Here is a 21,907-nt window from a genome sequence, read left to right on the forward strand (position 1 = left end):
GCGAGGGGCTACATCTTGACGCCGTCGCGCCCGAGGAAGAGGACGCGCGCGGCGGTGTCGAGGACGATGCCGACGTTGCGGAAGGCGGCGGCCACCGGGCCCCGGCGGCGCTCCGAGACACTGTGGGCGCCGTTGACCTGCGGGTTCATTCGTTCGTTCGTCATGTCTCCATGGTGGGTCCGGGGGCGGTCGGCGGGCATCAACCGGAAGGCCGTACCTGGCGGGCAGTTGGTCGTCCTGAAGGTGGACCGACCCCTACGCCCGTCAGGGGGTGATCCCCCAGGGGTGGGGGGAGGGTCGTCCCTGAGAAAACGGATTCGCTCCCGGGCAGCGGCGGGTCTAGGATCGTCCGTCTGCCCTCCCGAACCGTGGTGCCGCGTCGGCAGCCGTGGGAGGTGCCGGCCGCTCGGAAACCGGCCGGTGTCCTTCACCGTGAGCCAAGACGAGTCCGCCGCCCCTGGATGCCGGGCGGCCGGGAAGGTCCGCCGTGCACTCCCTCACCCCCACCGACACGTTCGCCGCCGACACCGACCCGCTGGGCCGCGAACGCTCCCACCTGGCCGCCTCCCGGGCCGCGCTGAAGGCGATGCGCGAGGACGTCGAGGCGCTCGACCTGCGTGACGTCACCGGCACCTGGGTGTCCGCGCGGGTGCTGCAGAGGCAGATCGACGACCGCATCAAGGCGCTCGCCGACCTCGCGCACACCCCGCTGTTCTTCGGCCGGCTGGACTACCTGCACGCGATCAGCGAGGCCGAGTCCGAGGGCAGCGGCGGCGAGCAGTTCTACATCGGACGCCGGCACGTCCACGACGCCGACGGCGACCCGATGGTGATCGACTGGCGCGCCCCGGTCTCCCAGCCGTTCTACCGGGCCAGCCGCAAGGACCCGCTGGACGTCGCCAAGCGCCGCCGATTCGGTTACACCGGTGGCGAGTTGACGGCCTATGAGGACGAGAACCTGTCCGACCCCGACGAGGGCGACACCCGCTCCGCACTGCTCGCCGCGGAGATCGAGAAGCCCCGCGTCGGCCCGATGCGCGACATCGTCGCCACCATCCAGCCCGAGCAGGACGAGATCGTCCGCGCCGACATCACCGGCACCGTCTGCGTCCAGGGCGCCCCCGGCACCGGGAAGACCGCCGTCGGCCTGCACCGTGTCGCCTACCTGCTGTACGCGCACCGCGAGCGGCTCGCCCGCACCGGCACCCTGGTGGTCGGCCCGAACCGGTCCTTCCTCCAGTACATCGAGCAAGTCCTGCCCGCCCTCGGCGAGTTGGACGTCGCCCAGGCCACCGTGCAGGAACTCGTCGGCCACGTCGAGGTGCGCGGCACCGACACCGCCGACACCGCCCGGATCAAGGGCGACGCCCGAATGGCCCAGGTCCTGCGCAACGCCGTCCGGGCCGGGATCACCGTCCCCACCGAGCCCTGCGTGGTGGTCCGCGGCTCCCGCCGCTGGCGCGTTCCGGCCTACGAACTCGAGGAAATCGTCCGCGAGTTGATGGACCGCGACATTCGCTACGGGGCTGCCGCCGAGGCCCTCCCGCAGCGGATCGCGCACGCCGTCCTGGTCAAGATGGAACACGGCGGCGAGGCCCCCGACGACCGGGTGCAGGACGCGGTGGCCCGCAACACCGCCGTCAAGGCCGTCGCCAAGGCCAGCTGGCCCGCCGTCGACCCGGTGAAACTGGTGCACCGCCTGCTGAGCGACGCCGAATTCCTGGCCGCCGCGGCAGACGGCATCCTGGACGCCGACGAACAGGCCACCATCCTGTGGGCCAAGGCGCCGCGCTCCGCCCGCACCGCACCCTGGTCCGCCGCCGACGCCGTCCTGATCGACGAGACCACCGACCTGGTCCACCGCACCGCCTCGCTCGGCCACGTGGTCGTCGACGAGGCCCAGGACCTCTCCCCCATGCAGTACCGGGCCGTCGGCCGCCGCTGCACCACCGGCTCCGCGACCGTCCTCGGCGACCTCGCCCAGGGCACCACCCCCTGGGCCACCGACAGCTGGCAGGAAGCCCTGCACCACCTCGGCAAGGACGGCGCCCACATCGAGGAACTCACCCAGGGCTTCCGCGTCCCCGGCGAGGTCATCGCCTACGCCTCCCGCCTCCTCCCCGCGATCGCCCCCGGCCTGGCCCCCGCGACCTCCGTCCGCGACACCCCGGGCTCCCTCACCATCCGCCACGTCCCCGCCGGGCGCGACGAAGCCGTCCTCGCCGCCTGCCAGGACGCCCTCCGCCACGAGGGCTCCGTCGGCCTGATCGCCGCCGACGCGCGCATCCCCGCCCTCACCGAGATGCTCGAAGCCGCAGGGCTGCCCTGCCTGGAACCCGGCACCGAAACCACCGCCGACGCCCGGCTGACCCTCGTCCCCGCCTCCCTCGCCAAGGGCCTCGAATACGACTACGTGGTCCTCGACGAACCCACCGCGATCATCGCCGGCGAACCCGACCACCGCACGGGGCTGCGCCGCCTCTACGTGTCATTGACGCGCGCGGTCTCAGGGCTGACGGTGCTCCACACGGACCCGATGCCCGACGAGCTGACGTAAGCCACCAGGGGCGCGGGGAACTGCGCGAAGCGGAAGGCACCCACCCGCAAGATCGCGACGCAGGACAGTGACCTGCACTTGATCGCGACCTGACGGACGGGTATGCGCTTGTCGCGCAGTTCCCCGCGCCCCTGGTTGTGCACCTCTAATCCCCGATGAGCTCGCGCCATTCAGCGACCCGTGCCGCGTCCACCGCCCCCGCCCAGCCGCCGGTTCGCGCCGCCCCGCCGATGTGGAACGCGTCGAAGCCGGCCGCACGCAGTTCGGGAACGTGCTCGGCGCGGAGGCCGCCGCCGACCAGGATCTGCTGGCGGTAGCCGGGGTTGCCGGACTTGGCGAGTTCGCCGAGGAGGACTTCCCGCCCGGCGTCGACGCCCGCCGGGGCGCCGGAGGTGAGGAAGGTGTCGAGTCCGGGCAGCTCGGCGACGGCGGCGCGGACCTCGGAGCGGTCGGTGCTGTGGTCGATGGCCCGGTGGAACGTCCAGCGGCAGCCGGTGACGGCGTCGGCGACGGTTCGGGTCGCGTCCAGATCCACCGCACCATCGGGGGTGAGGAAGCCGAAGACGAACTCGTCCGCGCCCTCGGCGCGCAGCGCGGCGGTCCGGGTCAGCAGCAGGTCGAGGTCGCCGGGGGTGAAGCCGTCGCGGATGCGGAGCATGACGCGGAGCGGGAGCGAGACGGCGGCGCGGATCGCGGCGAAGTCCTGGACGGTGGGGGTGAGCCCGTCGGCGGCCATGTCGGTGACCAGTTCGAGCCGGTCCGCGCCGCCCGACTCGGCGGCCCTGGCGTCCTGGGCGGTCAGCGCGATCACTTCGAACATTGGTCTAGACATATCCGATAGCCTGCCACATCGGTCCGCCCCGGGCGACCCCCCTCGTCCGTTCGGCCCCGCGTCCTCCTCCGTTCGCTCCCCGCCGGCGCCCCGTTCGCCCGCTTCCCTCCCCGTTCAGCCCAGCGGGGCAGCGATCTGACGCCCCGTCGGACGGGTGGAGGCGAGCAGTCGGAACGCCGCCAGCAGCGCCAGCCCGGTCGCGAGCGCGTAGGGCGCGGCGCGCCACACTCCGCCGAGCTGCTCCCAGAGCGAGAACAGGCTGAACGCGGCGGTCAGCGGCAGCAGCGCGACGCCGAGCGCGGCGGGCAGCAGCCGGTCGCGGGCGGCGAACAGCATCAGCAGCAGCGGGAGCAGCAGCAGCGCGGTCGGCCACCAGCCGTCCATCAGGTAGCGGGTGTCGTAGTAGCCCTGGGCCCGGGTCAGGGCGAATCCGGCGGCCGCGCCGGCCAGGACCAGCAGCCGGTCGGCCCGGCCGCGGGAGTCGCCCGGGCCGGTCGGTGCGACGGCCAGCAGCAGGCCGCCCAGCAGGTAGGGCAGCAGGACGGTGGCGGAGTACAGGAAGAACCATCCGACGCCGGGTTGCGGGCCGAACAGGTCCAGCGCGGCGTACCCGATCCGGACGGTGCCGAGCAGCGCCACCACGGCGCCGAGCAGTCGGACGGCCCGCCAGGCGCCGAACACGGCGGCGGCGGCCAGCAGCAGCGGGACGACGACGAGGCCCAGCACGGCGAGGTTCTCCACCAGTTGGGCCCACGGGAGGTCCGTTCCGGCGTGGGCGGCGCCGGTGATCCCGTACTCCCGCCAGTCGCCGGTGCCGGGCAGGGTGCCGAGGCCGAGCACGGCGCCGGCCAGCAGCGGGGCGGCGGCGACCAACAGGCGGCCGGGGAGCGCGGTCTCGGTCAGGCCGGTGCGCAGCCGCAGGCCGTAGGTGGCGAGGTCGAGGGCCTCGCGGGCGGTGGCGAGGCGGCCGGAGCCGGCGGTGGTGTCGGCGAACACCTCGGCGAGTTCGGCGCCCCGGTCGCGGCGGTAGCGGGCGGGGTAGAGCGCGAGGGCGGTGCGCAGGGCCATGTTCACGCGGTCGCCCCCCGCGGACGGACGACACCGCCGAGGCGGCGCTGCGCCTCGGCGGCGACGGTGCGCAGCCGTTCGGCCTCAGTGGCCAGGACACCGCGGCCGGATTCGGTGAGGGAGTACGTGCGGCGGGCCCGGCCGTCGACGATCTCCTCGGCGGCGACCTCGATCAGGCCCTGCTGGAGCAACCGGTCGAGGGCGCCGTACAGGGTTCCGGTGCGGAGCTTCACCCGCCCCCCGGAGATCGCGTCGACTTCCTGGATCAGCGCGTATCCGTGCCGGGGGGCGTCCGCGAGGGCGGTGAGCAGCAGCAGGGTGGGTTCCTGCATGGCGCGTTCAGTCATACGACTACATATATCGCCGACCTGCCTATCCGCGCCATCCCGCGGGGTCGTCCCGGCGCAGCGCGCCGAGCAGGCCGGCCAGCACCGGCAGCGCCAGGGCGAACAGCGCGATGGTGGCCCACGGGATGTCGGCGGGGTTCAGCACGGCGGGTGCGCCCAGCGCCCCGGCCACCCGGGAGCGCAGCAGGGCGTACGCGGGGACGAAGCCGCTGACGGTGCCGAGCAGGGCGCCGAGCAGCGAGATCAGTCCGGCCTGGAGCCCGGCGACGGTGCGCCGGGTGCGCGGCCGGGCGCCGATCGCGGACAGCAGGACGCGTTCGCGGCGGGCGTCGTCGGCGGCCAGCGCGGTGGAGACCACGGCCGCGCCGAGCACCACCAGGGCCGCGAAGCCGCTGAGCGCGACCTGCACCACGCTGCTCTGCGGCCGGAAGCCGCGTTCCACGCCGAACTCGGAGTGCGGGGCGAGCCGGGCGACGGTGGCGGCGGCCCGCTGTTGGGCCCGGTCGGTGACGGGCGTGGTGGGCAGCCAGATCGCCCCGGCCGGCACGACCTTCAGACCGAGTCCGCGGATCGTGTCGGGCGAGATCACCAGCGGCGCGTAGCGCTGCGCGGCGGGCCGTTCGAGCAGGACGGCGTCGACGGTGACGTCCTTGGGCTCCATGTTGTTGCCCAGCATCCGCAGCACCGCCTTGCCGTCGTGCAGGTAGGACGGGTCGGTGACCACGGCCTTCCCGGCGAGCAGCGCCGTCTCGGCGGCCTGGTCGCGCACCGCCAGCAGGTTGCGCAGCACCTTGGCGTCGCCGACCACGACCGACCTGGTGACGTCCCGGCCGTAGCGCTGCCCGCCCTCCGCGGACACCACGCTGGAGCAGCCCTCGCAGAACACGTAGTTGGCCTCGTACAGGTCGGCGCGCTCCCCGAGGTCCGGGATGTCCTGGACGATGGCGGTGCGCAGCTGGGGCATGGTGTCGGCGTCGCCGTGCAGGGTGAGCCTGACGGCGCCGACGGGCTGCTCCAGCCGGTAGGAGGCGCGGTCCTGGGCCTCGGCGCCGGCGGTGTGCACGCCGACCGCGACGGCTCCGGCGACGGCGGCCAGCACGGCGGCGACCGCGGGGCCGGTGCGGGAGCGGTGCCGGGCGGTGTCGCGCAGCGCGAGCCGCGGGCCGACCGGCAGCAGGCGGGCGAGCCTGCCGAGCAGGGCGAGCAGCAGCGGGGTGAACAGCAGCAGGCCGAGTTCGGCGAGCGTGGCGCCGCCCAGCACCGACAGGGTGCGCGTCGACAGTCCGGCGACCACCGGCATCCCGCCGGTCGGGGCGGCCACCGCGCCGTACAGCGCGAGTCCGATGCCGGCCAGCACGACCGCCAGGCCGAGCAGTGGCGTCCAGCGGGCGGAGCGGCGCACCGGGTCACGGTCCGTCAGGCCGTCGAGCACCTCGCGGCGTCCGGCCTGCAGGGCGGGCAGCAGGGCGGCCAGCAGCGCGGTGACCATGCCGACGGCGGCGATCCCCAGCAGGTCGGACGGGTTCAGGGTGAGCCCGCCGAACCGGCTGCCGCCCCACTCCTCGATCCGGGTGCGCAGCACGGCGACCAGGGCGGCGCCGACCACGGTGCCGAGCACCGCGCCGGCCGCGCCGAGCACCAGTCCGCCGCCGAGCACCACGGCCCGGACGTGTCCGGGGCGGCCGCCGGCCGCGCCGAACAGGGCGAGCTGGCGGCGGGCCCGCCGGGCGCCGACCGCGAAGGCGGGGCCGGCCAGCAGCGCGACCTCCAACAGGGCCATCGCGGCGGTGGTGGCGACCGTCATCAACCGGCGTTCGCGGGCGTCCTGCGCGCCGACGGCCTCCTCCACGGCCGGCACGTCGGCCGGCGGGTGGGCGGCGACCTGGCGGCTCGCCAGGGTGTAGCCGTAGCGGTTGAGTTCGCGGACCTGCTCCCAGCCGAGGCTCGCCCCGGCGGGCAACCGGACCAGCCAGGCGGCCTTGTTGGCGGCGGCCTGCTCGGCGCCCGGGTTCTGCGGGGCGAGTCCGGCGGTGACCTGCGCGGCGTCCAGCTGCTGGTACAACTCGCCGGGGCGGGCGACCAGTTCGGACTTGTTCAGGTCACCGGGGAGTTCGACGGTGCCGGTCAGCGTGAACGGGGTGGACTCCAGGCCGCGGACGGTGACCCGGTCGCCGATCCGCAGGCCGGTGCCGGTGAGGAACGCCCGGGTGGCGGCGGCCTCGTGGGCGGCGGCGGGGGCCCGGCCGGAGACCAGGTTCAGCCGGCCCTGCCAGAGCTCGCCGGTCAGATCGGCCTCGAAGGTGTCGACGGGGGCCAGGCCGTCGTGGGTCTGCACGGACGCCACCGGGCCGGTGCGGGCCGGGATCAGGGTGCTGCCCTTCGGGAGCAACTCGCCGAGCAGCACGGTCGGTTCGGTGCCGACGGCGCGCTTCTGCTCGGGCGTCTGGTTGTCCGGGCGCACCGGCAGGGTGCGGACGCCGTCGGCCGGGAACACCGCCTGCTCGATGCTCCGGCCCGGGTCGTAGGCGCCGATCAGCGCGTCGGAACGGCCCATCAGCCGGTCGGAGCGCTCGGCGGCGCTGAGCTGCCCGCTGCGGTGCACCACGTCCACGCCGGTCGCGCCGAGCACCGGCAGCGCGATCATCGCGACCACCAGGGCGCTGCGGCCCTTGGCCCGCAGGGCGTCGCGGCGCGCCATCCGCAGCACCGCCCGCCAGGCGCTCATCGGCCGGCCTCGGTGCGCTGCGCCGCCTCGCGGAGGTACCGGCCGTCCCGGAGGAACACCACCCGGTCCGCCCAGGCCGCATGCGTGGGGTCGTGGGTGACCATCATGGCGGCGGCGCCGGCGTCGCAGCGCGAACGCAGCACCTGCAGCACGGCCTCGCCGGTGGCCGAGTCGAGCGCGCCGGTCGGCTCGTCGGCGAGCACCAGCCGGCGCTCACCCGCCAGCGCCCGGCCGATCGCGACCCGCTGCTGCTGGCCGCCGGACATGTCCTCCGGGAACCGGTCGGCGAGTTGGGCGATCCCCAGCTCCTCCAGCGCGACCAGTGCCTCCGCGCGGGCGGTCCGGGCGGAGACGCCGTCCAACTCCCTTGGCAGCGAGATGTTCTCGGCCGCCGTCAGCGACGGAATCAGGTTGTACGACTGGAACACGTAGCCGACCGAGCGGCGACGCACATCGGCCAGCTTGGCCCGGCTCAGCCCCTCCAGCGGGGTGCCCTCGACCAGCACCCGGCCGACCGACGGGCGGTCCAGGCCGCCGGCCAGAGCGAGCAGCGTGGACTTCCCGGAGCCGGACGGCCCCATCACGGCCAGGAACTCCCCGGCCCGCACTTCCAGGTCGATCGGGTGCAGGGCGTGCACCTGGGCCTCGCCCCGGCCGTGCACCCGGCCGACTCCCTCCAGGCGCAGCACGGCCTGCGCGCTCGATCCGGTCATGGCTCCCCCTCGGAACAGCGGAACGTCTTGCATACCGAGTATGTATAGCCTTCGAGCGACGACTACTCAAGTCTGCGTCATAAGTCGGTGAACTACATATAGTCTGGATCACATCGCGGGCCGAACCATGCCGCCGCACCACCGGCAGGGAGCAGAATGACCGTCATGACCGCATCGCTGTCCGAGCGCTGGCACGCCTTGCTCACGCGCTGCGGCGCCACCGTCGACCCGGAGCCCTACGCCCGCGACCTGCTCGCCCGCTGGGCCGAACCGCAGCGCCGCTACCACACCACCGACCACCTGCGGGCCGTCCTGGACCGGATCGACGAACTCGCCGGCCACGCCGAGAACCCGGACGCCGTCCGGCTGGCCGCCTGGTTCCACGACGCCGTCTACCGGCCCGACCGCTCCGAGAACGAAGAACGCAGCGCCGCCCTCGCCTGCCGCGCCCTGCGCGAGGCGGGCCTGCCCGAACCCCTGGTCCACGAGGTCGACCGCCTGGTCCGACTCACCGTCACCCACCACCCCGCGCCCGGCGACCACAACGGCGAAGTCCTCTGCGACGCCGACCTCGCCGTCCTCGGCTCACCCCCCGACCGCTACGCGGCCTACACCGCCGCCATCCGCGACGAATACTCCTTCGTCCCCCCGAACGCCTTCCGCGAGGGCCGCACCGCGATCCTCCACCACCTCCTCGCCCTCCCCGCCCTCTACCGCACCCCCGAGGCCCACGCCCGCTACGACGCGCAGGCGCGGGCGAACATGCAGCACGAACTCACGGAGCTGGCCGGGTAAGAGGGCGGGCGTGAGAACTGTGCGAGTGCGAGACCAGGGGCGCGAGCGGATGCGAAGCGCCTGCTGTCAGTCGAGCTCCCCCACCGCCGCGACGATCAGACCCTTCTTGCCGCACACCCAGTGCGGATCCGCCCCCAACTCCGGCTCCACGCCCAGCGCGTGCGGGTCGTCCTCCGCCGCACAAGCCGCGCACAACGGCCACCGCCCGTACGACTCCAGCAGCGCGTCCTGCACGTCCTGCGCGATCAGCCCGAGCACGAACTCGCAGCCGTCCGGCCACTGTTCGAGCCACCAGCGGCGGTGGGTGACGGCGTCCTCGACCAGCGAGACGATCGCGGCGTCGGCGACGTCCCGCGCGGTGAGGTCGGCGAGGATCAGCGCGCGGGCGCTGTGCAGGGCGGCTTCGATCTTCTCGTTGCTGGACATCCGCCCATTGTCCCAAACCGCCGCCACGACCCGGAAACGCCGCAAGGGCGGCCTCCCGAAGGAGACCGCCCTCACGGCGTGAGACTGACCGATCCAACCGGTGAGGTCGGATCAGAAGTCCATGTCACCGCCCGGCATGCCGCCGCCGGCGGCCGCGGAGGCCTTCTCCGGCTTGTCGGCGATGACGGCCTCGGTGGTGAGGAACAGCGCCGCGATGGAGGCGGCGTTCTGCAGGGCGGAGCGGGTGACCTTGGCGGGGTCGATGATGCCGGAGGCGATCAGGTCGACGTACTCGTTGGTCGCGGCGTTCAGGCCGTGGCCGGCGGGCAGGTTGCGAACCTTCTCGACCACGACGCCGCCCTCGAGGCCGGCGTTGGTGGCGATCTGCTTGATCGGGGCCTCGAGCGCCACGCGGACGATGTTGGCACCGGTGGCCTCGTCGCCGTCCAGCTCCAGCTTCTCGAACGCGACACCGGCCTGCAGCAGGGCGACGCCACCACCGGCGACGATGCCCTCCTCGACGGCGGCCTTGGCGTTGCGCACCGCGTCCTCGATGCGGTGCTTGCGCTCCTTGAGCTCGACCTCGGTGGCCGCGCCGGCCTTGATGACGGCCACGCCGCCGGCCAGCTTGGCGAGGCGCTCCTGGAGCTTCTCGCGGTCGTAGTCCGAGTCGGAGTTCTCGATCTCGGCGCGGATCTGGTTGACGCGACCGGCAACCTGGTCGCTGTCGCCGCCACCGTCGACGATGGTGGTCTCGTCCTTGGTGATGACGACCTTGCGGGCGGTGCCCAGCAGGTCGACGCCGGCGTTCTCGAGCTTGAGGCCGACCTCCTCGGAGATCACGGTGCCGCCGGTCAGGATGGCGATGTCGCCCAGCATGGCCTTGCGGCGGTCGCCGAAGCCCGGGGCCTTGACGGCGACGGACTTGAAGGTGCCGCGGATCTTGTTCACGACCAGGGTCGACAGGGCCTCGCCCTCGACGTCCTCGGCGATGATGACGAGCGGCTTGCCGCTCTGCATGACCTTCTCCAGCAGCGGGAGCAGGTCCTTGACCGAGGAGATCTTGGAGTTGGCGATGAGGATGTACGGGTCCTCGAAGCTCGTCTCCATGCGCTCCAGGTCGGTGGCGAAGTAGGCGGAGATGTAGCCCTTGTCGAAGCGCATGCCCTCGGTGAGCTCGAGCTCCAGGCCGAAGGTGTTGCTCTCCTCGACGGTGATGACGCCTTCCTTGCCGACCTTGTCCATGGCCTCGGCGATGAGCTCGCCGATCTGGGTGTCGGCGGCCGAGATGGAGGCGGTGGAAGCGATCTGCTCCTTGGTCTCCACGTCCTTGGCCTGGGCCAGCAGCTGGTCGGAGACGGCGGCGACGGCCTTCTCGATACCGCGCTTCAGGGCCATCGGGTTGGCGCCGGCGGCGACGTTGCGCAGACCCTCGCGGACGAGCGCCTGGGCCAGCACGGTGGCGGTGGTGGTGCCGTCACCCGCGACGTCGTCGGTCTTCTTGGCGACCTCCTTGACGAGCTCGGCGCCGATCTTCTCGTACGGGTCCTCGAGCTCGATCTCCTTGGCGATGGAGACACCGTCGTTGGTGATGGTGGGGGCGCCCCACTTCTTCTCCAGAACGACGTTGCGACCCTTGGGGCCGAGCGTGACCTTCACGGCGTCGGCAAGCTGGTTCATGCCACGCTCAAGGCCGCGGCGGGCTTCCTCGTCAAAGGCGATGATCTTGGCCATTAGAAGTGGTCCTCCGGGACACGGTCGACTGCTCGGACCAAGGGGGTGCCCGCGACGGACGGCCCAGGAGAGCGGGGGTCTCGTCCCCTACCGCTTCCGGGGCCTCACCGGCCCGGTCCGTTGTCACTCTCACGCTGTGAGTGCTAACGCCAATGATTAGCACTCGGGGGTGTCGAGTGCAAGCCCATTCGCCGCGCTCCGACGCCCCTCCCGGGAAACCCGCAGGCAGGCCCGGGAACGCCGACAGGCCCGGACCCGGACGCGTCGCGCCGGGGCCGGACCTGCCGGGTCATAGCTGTGGTGTGTGCGGTCTACCGGGCCGTCAGGCGCCCGCGGCGCGGACCATGTCGGCCTGCGGACCCTTCTGCCCCTGCGAGATCTCGAACTCGACCCGCTGGCCCTCTTCCAGGGTGCGGTAGCCGTCCATCTGGATCGCGCTGTAGTGGACGAACACGTCCGCTCCACCGTCGACCGCGATGAAGCCGTAGCCCTTCTCGGCGTTGAACCACTTGACGGTGCCCTGAGCCATTCCGAACTCCCCTTGTGCTGTGCTGGCCCTTCAGAGATCCGCGGGACGCGGACCCGGAGGTCTGGAAGGCCGGCCTGTGGGGACTCCCCCCCGCACGGCGCAGCCTCGTGTCGCGGCTGAATGTATCCGGATATGCGCCCTCTGCAACAGGCCCTAATTTCACGGAAAGTCCGTACCCCACACCGGATATGACGGGTCGAAAGGTATATGGCCCGACAATTGCCACCGGACATAACGGACGTGTCGCCGCAAATCGTCGAAAGAATTCTGACGGCGGCCTGACAGGTCGGGCGGTGAACGGTCCGGCGCATGTCTCAGAGCGCGGGACGGGACGGGGCCGGCGCGAGGTGCGGTGCGGGAAAAATCGAGGATTGGAACGGGCCGTGGCGGGGAACGGCTCCACCGGCACTCTACTCCCCCGCGAACGCGGGAATTCCAGCGACCCGCCAGGTCGGAATCACGGCTGCCCGCGCGCCCGGCCGATGTGCGAAGCCGCCGCCGGGCGGCTCGGAAATCGAATTCCGAGCCCGCGCCCGACGGCGGCGGAACGAATACGCGGGGCGGCCCCACCGGCCGCCCGGAGCTGCCTCAGCAGCCGCCGGCCACCGCCGGAATGATCGACACCGAGGCGCCGTCCTTGATCTCGGTCTCCAGGCCCTCGGCGAAGCGCACGTCGTCGTCGTTGACGTACACGTTCACGAAGCGGCGCAGCTTACCGGTGTCGTCCAGCAGGCGGGCGGCGATGCCGGTGTGGTTCGCCTCCAGGTCGGCGATGACGGCTGCCAGGGTGGCGCCCTCGGCGGTCACCTCGGCGGCGCCGCCGGTGTAGGTGCGGAGGATGGTGGGGATGCGGACGGTGGCGCTCATGGGGGTGCTCCTAGAAGAAAGTCGTGGGGGGATCAGGCGGAGACGAGACCGGCGGCGCGGAAGGACTCCAGCGTCGGGCGGATCACTGCGGTCATGCCGGAGTCGGCGACCGCGTCGAGGGTCTTCAGGCCGTCGCCGGTGTTGATCGCGACGGTCTCCTTGCTCGGGTCGAGCTGCCCGGTCTCGACCAGCTTCTTCAGCACGCCGACGGTGACGCCGCCCGCGGTCTCGGCGAAGATGCCCTCGGTGCGGGCCAGCAGCTTGATCGCCTCGACCACCTGCGCGTCGGTGACGTCCTCGACCGCGCCGCCGGTGCGGCGGGCGATGTCGAGCACGTACGGGCCGTCGGCGGGGTTGCCGATCGCCAGCGACTTGGCGATGGTGTCCGGCTTGACCGGCTTGATCACGTCGCGGCCGGCCTTGAAGGCGGCGGAGACCGGGGAGCAGCCCTCGGCCTGGGCGCCGAAGATCTTGTAGGGGCGGTCCTCGACCAGGCCGAGCTTGATCAGCTCCTGAAGCCCCTTGTCGATCTTGGTGAGCTGGGAGCCGGAGGCGATCGGGATGACGATCTGCTCGGGCAGCCGCCAGCCGAGCTGCTCGCAGATCTCGTACGCCAGGGTCTTGGAGCCCTCGCCGTAGTACGGGCGCAGGTTGACGTTGACGAAGCCCCAGCCCTCGCCGGCCGGGTCGCCGATCAGCTCCGAGCAGAACCGGTTCACGTCGTCGTAGTTGCCGTCGATGCCGACCAGCTCGCCGCCGTACACCCCGGCCATCACGACCTTGCCCTGCTCCAGGTCGTGCGGGATGAACACACAGGACTTGAAGCCGGCCCGGGCCGCGGCGGCGCCCACCGCGCCCGCCAGGTTGCCGGTGGACGAGCAGGACAGCGTGGTGAACCCGAAGGCGCGGGCGGCCTCGATCGCGCAGGCCACCACCCGGTCCTTGAACGAGTGGGTGGGGTTGCCGGAGTCGTCCTTGATGTGCAGCTGCGCGGTGAAGCCCAGCTCGCGGCCCAGGTTGTCGGCCTTCACCAGCGGGGTCCAGCCCGGGTTCAGGTTCGGCTTGCCCGCGACGTCGGCGGGGACGGGCAGCAGCGGGGCGTAGCGCCAGATCGACGCCGGGCCGGCCTCGATCCGCTTGCGCAGTTCCTCGGCGTCGTAGCCGGCGTAGTCGTAGGCGATCTCCAGCGGGCCGAAGCACTCCAGGCACGCGAAGCTCGGGCCGAGCGGGAAGCGGGTGCCGCACTCGCGACAGGACAGTGCGGTGGCCGGACCGAGGTCGACGGCGGCAGGTGCGGGGGTGTCAACAGCCATGATGGCGAGGCCCTTTCTCCTCATCTTCCCCGGGACGCGGTCGCGCCCGGGCCGGAATTGGCACCTGTCCCGCCGGGCCTGCTGGGCCGCGCGGGAGGGTTGCCGGGACTTCAACGGGCCGTTCCCTCAGTCCCTCTGGATGAGCTGTATGAAGTTGTGGTCGTACGCTGCGAGCGACCCCGGCGTGCGAAGGTCCGAGCGCAGTACGAAGACTGTAACGGAAGGCCGGTGCGGTCGAACCCCACCGTCCGACAACCGAGACAGAGCGAGACAGGGAGCGAGATCTTGGCCGAGCAGCCCGAGCCCGGGATACTGCCGGAAGTGGCCGACTGGCTGCGCCGCCGGTCCTGGACGGCCACCGACCGGCCGCTCGACCGGCTGCTCGCCGCCAAGCGCGCCGCCGGCCCGGCCGGCACCGTCAGCGTGGTGCTGCCCGCCCTGGACGAGGAACCCACCGTCGGCGAGATCGTCACCACCATCCGCACCGAACTGATGGAACGCGTCCCGCTGGTCGACGAACTGCTGGTGGTCGACTCCGGCTCGGTCGACGGCACCGCCGCCGCCGCGGCCGCCGCCGGCGCCCGGGTGGTGCACCGCGACGCCATCCTGCCCCGGCTGCCCGCCGCCCCCGGCAAGGGCGAGGTGCTGTGGCGCTCACTGCTCGCCAGCAGCGGCGCGATCGTCTGCTACATCGACGCCGACCTGCGCGAATTCGACCCGGCGTTCGTCTCCGGCATCATCGGCCCCCTGCTCACCGACCCCGACCTGCACCTGGTCAAGGCCATGTACGACCGCCCGTTCGAGGCCGACGGCGCCGTCGTCCCGGCCGGCGGCGGCCGGGTCACCGAACTGGTCGCCCGCCCCCTGCTCAACCTGCACTGGCCGCAGCTGGCCGGCTTCGTCCAGCCGCTCGGCGGCGAGTACGCGGCCCGCCGCAGCCTGCTCGAACAGCTGCCCTTCCCGACCGGCTACGGCGTCGAACTCGGCCTGCTGGTCGACGCGTTGGAACTGGTCGGGCTCGACGCGCTGGCCCAGGTCGACGTCGGCGTCCGGCACCACCGCCACCAGGACGGCCAGGCCCTCGGCCGGATGGCCGCCACCATCTACCGCACCGCCCTGGAACGCCTCGACCGCGCCCACCGCCTCAAGGCCGACCCCGACCTGGTCCGCCCCCTGCTCACCCAGTACACGCGCACCGCCACCGGCTTCACCCCCCGCACCCACCCCGTCCCCGCCGCCGAGCGCCCCCCGATGATCACCGTCCCCGAGTACCGCAACCGCTGACCGCCGCCCCACGTCCGTCCCGGCATGGACCCCACCCCGGAAGCCGAACCCGCGCCCGCCGCTGCCGGTTCCGGCGCCGGCATCGGCTGCCTCGCCCTGCTGCTCGCGCCCGTCCTCGGCTTCACGGTCGAGTCCCGGGTGCTGCGGCTGATCGAGGACACCTGGTCCGGCTGCCTGAACATGGCCTGGCCGGTCACCTACGACCTGACCGACGACGCCCGGTTCAACCTGCTCAACTCGTACGAGTGCGGCTACCTGTTCCTGCCGCCCCTCGCCGTCCTGCTCGCCCTGTACCTCACCCGCCGCTCCCCCGGCCTGCTCACCCGGGCGCTCGCCGCGGCCTTCGCCGCCCTGCTCACCGCACTCGCCGTCGCCGCCGTCGACATGGAGCACAACCTCACCCCGCCGCGCGGGTGGTACCTGCCCGGGAAGTGCCCGGACGGCCGCCCGCCGTGGCTGCCCGACTTCCTGCCCGCCCGCGACTCCGGCCCGCCGACCGACCATCGCGGCTGACGCCCGCTGTTCACCCGTCGCGGGCCGCGCCGGGTGGTTTGGTCGGCTGGTCGCACGGCAAGGTTGGCTGTATGGCCGATCACGCGTCCGAACGCCCCACGCAGTCCGGAGCCGCCCCGATCCTGGTGGCCTCCAACCGCGGCCCGGTGTCCTTCCGCACGGAGGACGATGGCACGCTGAGCCTCCGCAGAGGCGGCGGCGGCCTGGTCTCCGGGCTCTCCGCGATCGACGACCCGAACGCCGTCTGGGTCTGCGCCGCCCTCTCCGACGCCGACCGCACCGCCGCCCGGCGGGCCCCCGACGGGCGCCTCGACCGGGCCGGCCACGACGTCGGCGGACAGGCCGTCCGGATGCTGGACATCGATCCGGAGACCTTCGCCCTTGCCTACAACGGCGTCGCCAACTCCACCCTGTGGTTCGTCCACCACCTGCTGTACGACATCCCCACCAAACCCGCCTTCGACGCCGGCTTCCGCACCGAATGGGCCGCCTACCAGGCCTACAACACCGCCTTCGCCGAGGCCCTCGCCGCCGAGGCCGCCCCCGGCGCCGCCGTCCTGGTGCAGGACTACCACCTCTCGCTGACCCCCGCGCTGCTCCGCGAACTCCGCCCCGACCTGCGCATCGGCCACTTCTCGCACACCCCCTGGGCGCCGCCCGAGTACTACCGGCTGCTGCCCGACGACGTCGCCGCCGAAGTCCTCCGCGGCATCCTCGGCGCCGACCGCGCCGCCTTCCTCACCCGCCGCTGGGCCCTCGCCTTCGCCGACTGCTGCGAAGCCGTCATCGGCGCGAGCGTCGACCGCGACGTCCTCGCCGTCACGTACGCCGGCCGCACCACACGGCTCGGCGTCCACGGCCTCGGCGCCGACGCCGAGTTCCTGCGCGAACGCGCCCACCGGCCCGACGTCGACGAACGCCTCGCCGCCCTGCGCGAAGCCGTCGGCGACCGGCGCACCATCGTCCGGGTCGACCGCACCGAACTCAGCAAGAACATCGTCCGCGGCCTGCTCGCCTACCGGCACCTGCTGCGCACCCGCCCCGAATGGCACGACCGGGTCGTCCACATCGCCTTCGCCTACCCCTCGCGCACCGACCTCGCCGAGTACCGCGAGTACACCGCCGAAGTGCGGCGGCTCGCCGAGGAGATCAACGCCGAGTTCGCCACCGGCGACTGGCAGCCGCTCATCCTGCACGTCGACGACGACTTCCCGCGCTCCCTCGCCGCGTACCGGCTCGCCGACGTCGCCCTGGTCAACCCCGTCCGCGACGGCATGAACCTGGTCGCCAAGGAAGTCCCCGTCGTCTCCGACCACGGCTGCGCCCTGGTCCTCTCCCGCGAGGCCGGCGCCCACGCGGAACTCGCCGACGACGCGATCACCATCAACCCCTTCGACGTCATCGCCACCGCCGACGCCCTGGCCCAGGCCCTCACCATGCCCCCCGCCGACCGCGCCGACCGCACCAAGCGCCTGGCGTCCGCGGCGACGGCACTGCCTCCGCAGCAGTGGTTCCTGGACCAGCTCCACGCGCTGTAGGAGCGGTTGGGCGCGTAAGCGGGCTTGCGCTTGTCGCACCCCCGCTTACGCGCCCAACAGCTCCGCCAGCTCACTGAGCAGGTCCACCACCCCCGCCGGCCCCGCCACCACCAGGTCCGCGCGATCGGCCAGCTCGCGGACGGGGGCCTCGCCGGTGACGGGGCCGCTGCACACCAGCAGGCCGGGGTGGCCGTCCTTCCGGCGCGACTCGACCTCCTCGTACGCGGCGACGTCCCCGAGATCGTCGCCCGCGAACAGCACCGGCCCGGCTTCCCGTTCGGCGAGGAACTTCCGCAGGGCGACGCCCTTGTCGACGCCGGGGGGGCGCAGTTCGAGGACCATCCGGCCGGGTTCGACCACCAGGCCGTGCCGCGCGGCCAGTTCGGCCAACGGGGCGCGCAGGCGCGCGAGTTCACCGTCGGGGTCGTCCGCCCGCCGGGTGTGCACCGCCAGCGCCCGTTCCTTGTCCTCCACGGAAACGCCGCCGGCAGCCTTCAACTCCCCCAGCAGCGAAGGAAGTTCGCCCCGAACGGCAGCAACCCCCGGCGGCGCCGGCGCCGCCGTGACGGCACCGGTCCGCGCGTCCCAGCGTTCCGCGCCGTAGTGGCCGAGGACGGTGAGGTGCTCGAGCCCGGCGACAGCCCCGAAGCCGCCGTACGCGGCAGCGGTCGCCGCGGGCCGGCCGGTGACGATGACGACCGAGCCGACCAGCGGGGCGAGCGCGGTGAGGGCGGGGACGACGCCGGGGTGGGCGCGGGCCCTCTCGGGGTCGGCGACGATCGGGGCGAGCGTGCCGTCGAAGTCGAGTCCCACGACCGCGGAGCGCGGGTCGGCGAGCAGGCCCGCCAGTCCGGCCCGCCCTGCCTGGGACGTGATCTGCTCAGCAATTCCCATGGCCCCGACGCTACCCGGCCGGGGCCCCCGGCGGGCCCTGATCGCGTCACTACCGGGCGTCACGCCGCCCCTGCCGCACCCGCCGCAGCCGGTTGACCAGGACGGGTGCGTGGGCGAGTGCCTCCGGCCGGTCGAGCAGGGCGTTGAGCAGCTGGTAGTAGCGGGTGGCGGAGATGCCGAGTTCCTGCCGGATCGCCTGTTCCTTGGCGCCGGCGGTCCGCCACCCGCGTGCTTCCAGTTCGAGTACCGCCCGGTCGCGGTCGGTCAGTTCGGCCATGCGTCCAGGCTAAGCACCAGGACCGTCAGCCCCCGGCCGGGCGCCGCGCCGCGGCCGTCAGCCCTTGCGGGCCCGCGACGCCTCGGCCGCGGCGGCGGACTGGAGGTCGCCGAGCACGTCCGTCGTGCCGGGCCGCACGGCCTCGCCGATGCGCTGCTTGAGCATGCTGGAGACCTTGTCCCAGGACGGGTCGCCGAGCGGGTAGAAGTTGGCGCTGGGCAGCGCGTTGAGGAACTCATTGAGGTCCTTGTGCCCGGGGTTGGCGGACATCTCCTCGAGGGTGTCCTGGGTGACGGGCAGCATGTTGTACTGCTCGTCGAACTTGATGGTGTTCTCCTTCGTGTAGGCGAAGTCGAGGAACTTCTTGATCTCCGCCCGGTGGCCGTTCGCCTTGAACGCCATCACCCAGTCGGCGACGCCGAGGGTCGAGGGCTTGACGCCGGTGTCCTTGCGCGGGATCACCGCGGTGCCGTACTGGATGTTCCCCGCGACGGCCTTGCTGATCAGCCCGGGGTGGCCGTTGAGCATGGCGGCCTTGCCGGCCCCAAAGTCCGCGAACGCGGCCTTGCGGTCGACCTTGGCCGGGTCGTCGTAGGTGAGGCGCTTCTCGACCAGATTGGTGCGCAGCCAGTTGAAGGTGGCGCGGTTCGCCTGGCTGTCGATGGTGTAGTTGCCGGCGACGTCGGAGAGTCCGCCGCCACCGCTCATGGTCCAGATCATCGCCTCGCCCTGGGCCTCCTCGGGGCCGAGCGGCAGCGCGTACGGGATGACGCCGGGGACCCTGGCCTTGATCAGTTCGGCGTCGCGGCGGACGTCGTCCCAGGTGACGGGCGGGTTGGCGATGCCGGCCTTGGCGAAGATGTCCTTGTTGTAGAAGAAGACCCGGCTGGAGGAGATGAACGGGATGCCGTACTGGCTTCCGAGCACCTGGCCGGCCTTGGCGAAGGAGTCGAGCAGGTTGACCTGGGTGCGGTTGGAGAGCACGTCGCCGGCCGGGTAGAGGCGGTTGGCGGCGACCTGCTCGGCATAGCCGCCGGTCTGCGCGATGTCGGGGGTGTTGCCCTTGGCGATCAGGTCGGCGAGGTGCTTGTCGATGTCGTTCCAGCTGACCACGTCGACCTTGACCTTGATGCCGGCGTTGGCGGCCTCGAAGCGGCGGGCCAGGTCGTTCCAGTAGACCGAGCTGGAGTTGGCCTCGTTGTCGCCGTAGTCGGCTGCGACCAGGTTGAGCGTGACACCCCCCGACATGTCCAGGACTCCGCAGCCGGTGAGCAGCAGGGATCCGACGATGGGCAGGGGGAGCAGCGCTGATCGCTTCACGGATGGACCGCCTTCGTAAGGGTTACAGCGTGACCCTGACAGGCGTCCGACGGCCCGGTCCAGGCTTGTCGGAACGGAGTTAACGAAGTGTCACATCCAGTTGCGCTCAGTGTGACGGACCATCAGAAACTGTCCGATTATAGGACGTTCACGCCTTCAGAACGGTGACCCCTGCGTCGGCGAAGGCGGCCGCCACCGGGTCGGGGACCTGGTCGTCGGTGACCAGGATGTCCACCCGGTCCAGGCCGCAGATCCGGGCGAAGGCGCGATGGCCCAGCTTGGAGGAGTCGGCGGCCACCACCACCCGGCGGGCCCGCTCGGCGAGCAGCCGGTTGACCGCCGCCTCGCCCTCGTGGTGGGCGGTGGCGCCGTGCTCGGCGTCGATCGCGTCCACGCCCAGCACCGTGGTGTCCAGGGTGAGTTCGCCGAGCACCTGGGCGGCCAGCGGGCCGATCAGCTCGTACGACTGCGGGCGGGCGACGCCGCCGGTGACCACGATCTTCACCTGCGGGCGGACCGTCAGCTCGTTGGCGATGTTGAGCGCGTTGGTGACCACGGTGAGGCTCTGCCCGTTCTCGGGGTGCTCGGCCAGGTCGGGGCGGACGGCGAGGGCGCGGGCCACCTCGGTGGTGGTGGTGCCGCCGTTCAGGCCGACCACTTCGCCGGGCGCGATCAGGCCGGCCACCAGGGCGCCGATCCGCTGCTTGGCGTCGGCGTTGCGGGCGGTCTTGTAGCGCAGCGGCAGATCGTAGGAGACGCTGTGCGCCACCGCGCCGCCCCGGGTGCGGGTGACCATCTGCTGGCGGGCCAGCTGGTCGAGGTCGCGCCGGATGGTCGCGGCCGAGACATTCAGCGCGCCGGCCGCCTCCTCGACGTCCAACTTGCCGTGCTCGGCCAGCAGTTCCAGCAGCGCGTTCCACCGTTCGTACCTGGACACCGTTCCGCTCCTTCCGCGCTCGCCACCGCGCGCCCCGCGGCTCGGTCGGGACAGCTTCGCACACCGCAGTCACGGCGGATGCATTGCGCAATGATGCGCGAAACAGCTATAAAACAATCAGATTTGCGCACAGCTCGCCCGCTCGCAGGAATGCGCCGCGGGAACGCCGCCGTCCGGTGACAGCCGAAGGAGTCCGCACCCATGCCGCACCCGTCCCTGACCGGCGAGGAGATCGCCACCCAGCCCGAGAACTGGCGCACCGCCGCGGCGCTGGCGGCGAGCGGCCCGGCCGGCCTGCCGCAGCGCGGCGAGCGCGTGGCCGTGGTCGGCTGCGGCACCTCGTGGTTCATGGCGCAGGCCTACGCCACGCTGCGCGAGTCCGGCGGCCACGGCGAGACCGACGCCTTCGCCGCCTCCGAGTTCCCGCACGGCCGCCGCTACGACCGGGTGCTGGCGATCACCCGCTCCGGCACCACCACCGAGGTGCTGCGGCTGCTCGCCAACACCGACCTGCCGAGCACCGCGATCACCGCCTGCCCGGACAAGCCGGTGGCCGCGGACGCCGGCCACCTGATCGACCTGGGCTTCGCCGACGAGCGCTCGGTGGTGCAGACCCGCTTCGCCACCACCGTGCTGGCCCTGCTCCGCGCCCACCTGGAGCTGGAGGAGGCCCGCCCGGTGGGCGTCGCCACCGTCGCCGAGGCCGCCGCGGACGCCGAGCGTGCCGTCGCCTGGCAGGTGCCGCAGGAGCTGGTCGAGCTGGAGCAGATCTCCTTCCTCGGCGCGGGCTGGACCAACGGCCTGGCCCAGGAGGCCGGTCTGAAGATGCGCGAGGCCGCGCTGGCCTGGACCGAGGCGTACCCGGCGATGGAATACCGGCACGGCCCGATCTCGATCACCGCTCCGGGCCGCGCCGCCTGGGCGTTCGGCGCGCTGCCGGCCGGTCTGGCGGACGAGGTGGCGGCGGTCGGCGGCCGGCTGGTGGCCGACTCGGGCGCGGGCGGTCTGGACCCGCTGGCCGACCTGGTCCGGGTGCACAAGCTGGCCGTCGCGCTGGCCGCGCACCGCGGTCTGAACCCGGACGAGCCGCGCAACCTGACCCGTTCGATCATCCTCACCTGACCGTCCGCCAAGCCCCCGAAAACCCCCAGGAGTCGGCAAAGAGCGACAAAGCTCACCTCTCAGGACCAGACCAATCGAGCAACTGGACTAGACCTCTTCGACCTGGCCAAGGGAAA

Annotated in this window: 21 protein-coding genes and 1 riboswitch; of the genes, 6 read left to right on the top strand and 15 right to left on the bottom strand. The window is 72.6% G+C overall.

Translation table 11 applies throughout. From position 1 onward, the window contains the following. Positions 1 to 8: 8 nt before the first annotated feature. Positions 9 to 164: a hypothetical protein gene (locus tag ACFYST_RS25910; protein WP_387638615.1), complete on the bottom strand. Its 156-nt coding sequence runs from the start codon at positions 162 to 164 to the stop codon at positions 9 to 11. A gap of 323 nt (positions 165 to 487) precedes the next feature. Between ACFYST_RS25910 and ACFYST_RS25915 the strand changes: the two genes are divergently transcribed. After that, the gene (locus ACFYST_RS25915; RefSeq protein WP_387865796.1) at positions 488 to 2,557 is read left to right on the top strand and encodes a HelD family protein; all 2,070 of its coding nucleotides are present in this window, start codon (positions 488 to 490) and stop codon (positions 2,555 to 2,557) included. A 145-nt stretch (positions 2,558 to 2,702) separates the two neighbouring features. On the opposite strand, the gene ACFYST_RS25920 is transcribed toward ACFYST_RS25915, so the two are convergent. The 5 genes from ACFYST_RS25920 to ACFYST_RS25940 all read right to left on the bottom strand — a co-directional run bounded on the left by ACFYST_RS25920 (position 2,703) and on the right by ACFYST_RS25940 (position 8,242). Further along, positions 2,703 to 3,389: a copper homeostasis protein CutC gene (locus ACFYST_RS25920; RefSeq protein ID WP_387865799.1), complete on the bottom strand. Its 687-nt coding sequence runs from the start codon at positions 3,387 to 3,389 to the stop codon at positions 2,703 to 2,705. Positions 3,390 to 3,503: 114 nt separating this feature from the next. After that, positions 3,504 to 4,463 (bottom strand): hypothetical protein, encoded by a 960-nt coding sequence (locus ACFYST_RS25925; protein ID WP_387865802.1) that lies wholly within the window; start codon positions 4,461 to 4,463, stop codon positions 3,504 to 3,506. Further along, positions 4,460 to 4,804: a PadR family transcriptional regulator gene (locus ACFYST_RS25930; RefSeq protein ID WP_387865805.1), complete on the bottom strand. Its 345-nt coding sequence runs from the start codon at positions 4,802 to 4,804 to the stop codon at positions 4,460 to 4,462. Before ACFYST_RS25930 ends, ACFYST_RS25925 begins: the two co-directional genes overlap by 4 nt. Positions 4,805 to 4,829: 25 nt before the next feature. Continuing rightward, on the bottom strand, positions 4,830 to 7,529 hold the full coding sequence (locus tag ACFYST_RS25935) for an ABC transporter permease (protein ID WP_387865808.1): 2,700 nt from the start codon (positions 7,527 to 7,529) through the stop codon (positions 4,830 to 4,832). Next, positions 7,526 to 8,242 carry an ABC transporter ATP-binding protein gene (locus ACFYST_RS25940; protein ID WP_387638631.1) on the bottom strand — a complete coding sequence of 239 codons (717 nt, stop codon included), beginning with the start codon at positions 8,240 to 8,242 and terminating at the stop codon, positions 7,526 to 7,528. The genes ACFYST_RS25935 and ACFYST_RS25940 overlap by 4 nt, the downstream gene beginning before the upstream one ends. A 165-nt stretch (positions 8,243 to 8,407) precedes the next feature. On the opposite strand from ACFYST_RS25940, the gene ACFYST_RS25945 reads away from it, so the two are divergent. Further along, on the top strand, positions 8,408 to 9,037 hold the full coding sequence (locus ACFYST_RS25945; RefSeq protein ID WP_387865811.1) for a hypothetical protein: 630 nt from the start codon (positions 8,408 to 8,410) through the stop codon (positions 9,035 to 9,037). Between the two features lie 66 nt (positions 9,038 to 9,103). Here ACFYST_RS25945 and ACFYST_RS25950 read toward each other — a convergent pair whose 3' ends face one another. From ACFYST_RS25950 to thrC, 5 genes are all read right to left on the bottom strand, one after another. After that, complete coding sequence (locus ACFYST_RS25950) at positions 9,104 to 9,463, bottom strand: hypothetical protein (RefSeq protein ID WP_387865813.1); 360 nt, start codon at positions 9,461 to 9,463, stop codon at positions 9,104 to 9,106. Between the two features lie 111 nt (positions 9,464 to 9,574). Continuing rightward, positions 9,575 to 11,197, bottom strand: a complete 1,623-nt coding sequence (gene groL, locus ACFYST_RS25955; protein WP_387638638.1) for a chaperonin GroEL — start codon at positions 11,195 to 11,197, stop codon at positions 9,575 to 9,577. Between the two features lie 322 nt (positions 11,198 to 11,519). Next, complete coding sequence (locus ACFYST_RS25960) at positions 11,520 to 11,726, bottom strand: cold-shock protein (RefSeq protein WP_014137493.1); 207 nt, start codon at positions 11,724 to 11,726, stop codon at positions 11,520 to 11,522. A 588-nt stretch (positions 11,727 to 12,314) separates the two neighbouring features. Then, a complete protein-coding gene (locus ACFYST_RS25965; protein WP_387638643.1) occupies positions 12,315 to 12,593 on the bottom strand; it encodes a MoaD/ThiS family protein in 279 nt (92 codons plus the stop codon). 32 nt (positions 12,594 to 12,625) lie between these two features. Beyond that, positions 12,626 to 13,906, bottom strand: coding sequence for a threonine synthase (gene thrC / locus ACFYST_RS25970; RefSeq protein ID WP_387865816.1), 1,281 nt, complete (start codon positions 13,904 to 13,906; stop codon positions 12,626 to 12,628). 17 nt (positions 13,907 to 13,923) lie between these two features. Beyond that, positions 13,924 to 14,052: riboswitch (SAM riboswitch) on the bottom strand. Between the two features lie 163 nt (positions 14,053 to 14,215). Between thrC and ACFYST_RS25975 the strand changes: the two genes are divergently transcribed. The 3 genes from ACFYST_RS25975 to ACFYST_RS25985 all read left to right on the top strand — a co-directional run bounded on the left by ACFYST_RS25975 (position 14,216) and on the right by ACFYST_RS25985 (position 17,241). Beyond that, positions 14,216 to 15,190, top strand: coding sequence for a glucosyl-3-phosphoglycerate synthase (locus tag ACFYST_RS25975; RefSeq protein ID WP_387638905.1), 975 nt, complete (start codon positions 14,216 to 14,218; stop codon positions 15,188 to 15,190). Positions 15,191 to 15,214: 24 nt separating this feature from the next. Then, entirely contained in the window at positions 15,215 to 15,703 is a 489-nt protein-coding gene (locus ACFYST_RS25980) for a hypothetical protein (protein WP_387865818.1), read from the top strand. Positions 15,704 to 15,774: 71 nt separating this feature from the next. Beyond that, entirely contained in the window at positions 15,775 to 17,241 is a 1,467-nt protein-coding gene (locus ACFYST_RS25985; protein ID WP_387865821.1) for a trehalose-6-phosphate synthase, read from the top strand. Between the two features lie 45 nt (positions 17,242 to 17,286). Here ACFYST_RS25985 and otsB read toward each other — a convergent pair whose 3' ends face one another. The 4 genes from otsB to ACFYST_RS26005 all read right to left on the bottom strand — a co-directional run bounded on the left by otsB (position 17,287) and on the right by ACFYST_RS26005 (position 20,669). Continuing rightward, positions 17,287 to 18,135 (bottom strand): trehalose-phosphatase, encoded by an 849-nt coding sequence (otsB, locus tag ACFYST_RS25990; protein WP_387865823.1) that lies wholly within the window; start codon positions 18,133 to 18,135, stop codon positions 17,287 to 17,289. Positions 18,136 to 18,184: 49 nt separating this feature from the next. Further along, the gene (locus tag ACFYST_RS25995; RefSeq protein ID WP_387638653.1) at positions 18,185 to 18,412 is read right to left on the bottom strand and encodes a DUF3263 domain-containing protein; all 228 of its coding nucleotides are present in this window, start codon (positions 18,410 to 18,412) and stop codon (positions 18,185 to 18,187) included. Positions 18,413 to 18,469: 57 nt separating this feature from the next. Then, a complete protein-coding gene (locus ACFYST_RS26000; RefSeq protein WP_387638656.1) occupies positions 18,470 to 19,732 on the bottom strand; it encodes an extracellular solute-binding protein in 1,263 nt (420 codons plus the stop codon). A 148-nt stretch (positions 19,733 to 19,880) separates the two neighbouring features. Then, the gene (locus tag ACFYST_RS26005; protein ID WP_387638658.1) at positions 19,881 to 20,669 is read right to left on the bottom strand and encodes a DeoR/GlpR family DNA-binding transcription regulator; all 789 of its coding nucleotides are present in this window, start codon (positions 20,667 to 20,669) and stop codon (positions 19,881 to 19,883) included. Between the two features lie 201 nt (positions 20,670 to 20,870). On the opposite strand from ACFYST_RS26005, the gene ACFYST_RS26010 reads away from it, so the two are divergent. Next, complete coding sequence (locus ACFYST_RS26010) at positions 20,871 to 21,791, top strand: SIS domain-containing protein (protein WP_387865825.1); 921 nt, start codon at positions 20,871 to 20,873, stop codon at positions 21,789 to 21,791. Positions 21,792 to 21,907: the final 116 nt, after the last annotated feature.

It is taken from the genome of Kitasatospora sp. NPDC004614 (genome assembly GCF_042873675.1).
Taxonomy (GTDB): Bacteria; Actinomycetota; Actinomycetes; order Streptomycetales; family Streptomycetaceae; genus Kitasatospora.

Coding starts and splice junctions, on each gene's coding strand:
- ACFYST_RS25910 (WP_387638615.1), bottom strand. CDS start 164: ATGACGAACGAACGAATGAACCCGCAGGTCAACGGCGCCCACAGTGTC.
- ACFYST_RS25920 (WP_387865799.1), bottom strand. CDS start 3,389: ATGTCTAGACCAATGTTCGAAGTGATCGCGCTGACCGCCCAGGACGCC.
- ACFYST_RS25930 (WP_387865805.1), bottom strand. CDS start 4,804: ATGACTGAACGCGCCATGCAGGAACCCACCCTGCTGCTGCTCACCGCC.
- ACFYST_RS25935 (WP_387865808.1), bottom strand. CDS start 7,529: ATGAGCGCCTGGCGGGCGGTGCTGCGGATGGCGCGCCGCGACGCCCTG.
- ACFYST_RS25940 (WP_387638631.1), bottom strand. CDS start 8,242: ATGACCGGATCGAGCGCGCAGGCCGTGCTGCGCCTGGAGGGAGTCGGC.
- ACFYST_RS25945 (WP_387865811.1), top strand. CDS start 8,408: ATGACCGCATCGCTGTCCGAGCGCTGGCACGCCTTGCTCACGCGCTGC.
- ACFYST_RS25950 (WP_387865813.1), bottom strand. CDS start 9,463: ATGTCCAGCAACGAGAAGATCGAAGCCGCCCTGCACAGCGCCCGCGCG.
- groL (WP_387638638.1), bottom strand. CDS start 11,197: ATGGCCAAGATCATCGCCTTTGACGAGGAAGCCCGCCGCGGCCTTGAG.
- ACFYST_RS25960 (WP_014137493.1), bottom strand. CDS start 11,726: ATGGCTCAGGGCACCGTCAAGTGGTTCAACGCCGAGAAGGGCTACGGC.
- ACFYST_RS25965 (WP_387638643.1), bottom strand. CDS start 12,593: ATGAGCGCCACCGTCCGCATCCCCACCATCCTCCGCACCTACACCGGC.
- thrC (WP_387865816.1), bottom strand. CDS start 13,906: ATGGCTGTTGACACCCCCGCACCTGCCGCCGTCGACCTCGGTCCGGCC.
- ACFYST_RS25980 (WP_387865818.1), top strand. CDS start 15,215: ATGGACCCCACCCCGGAAGCCGAACCCGCGCCCGCCGCTGCCGGTTCC.
- ACFYST_RS25985 (WP_387865821.1), top strand. CDS start 15,775: ATGGCCGATCACGCGTCCGAACGCCCCACGCAGTCCGGAGCCGCCCCG.
- otsB (WP_387865823.1), bottom strand. CDS start 18,135: ATGGGAATTGCTGAGCAGATCACGTCCCAGGCAGGGCGGGCCGGACTG.
- ACFYST_RS25995 (WP_387638653.1), bottom strand. CDS start 18,412: ATGGCCGAACTGACCGACCGCGACCGGGCGGTACTCGAACTGGAAGCA.
- ACFYST_RS26010 (WP_387865825.1), top strand. CDS start 20,871: ATGCCGCACCCGTCCCTGACCGGCGAGGAGATCGCCACCCAGCCCGAG.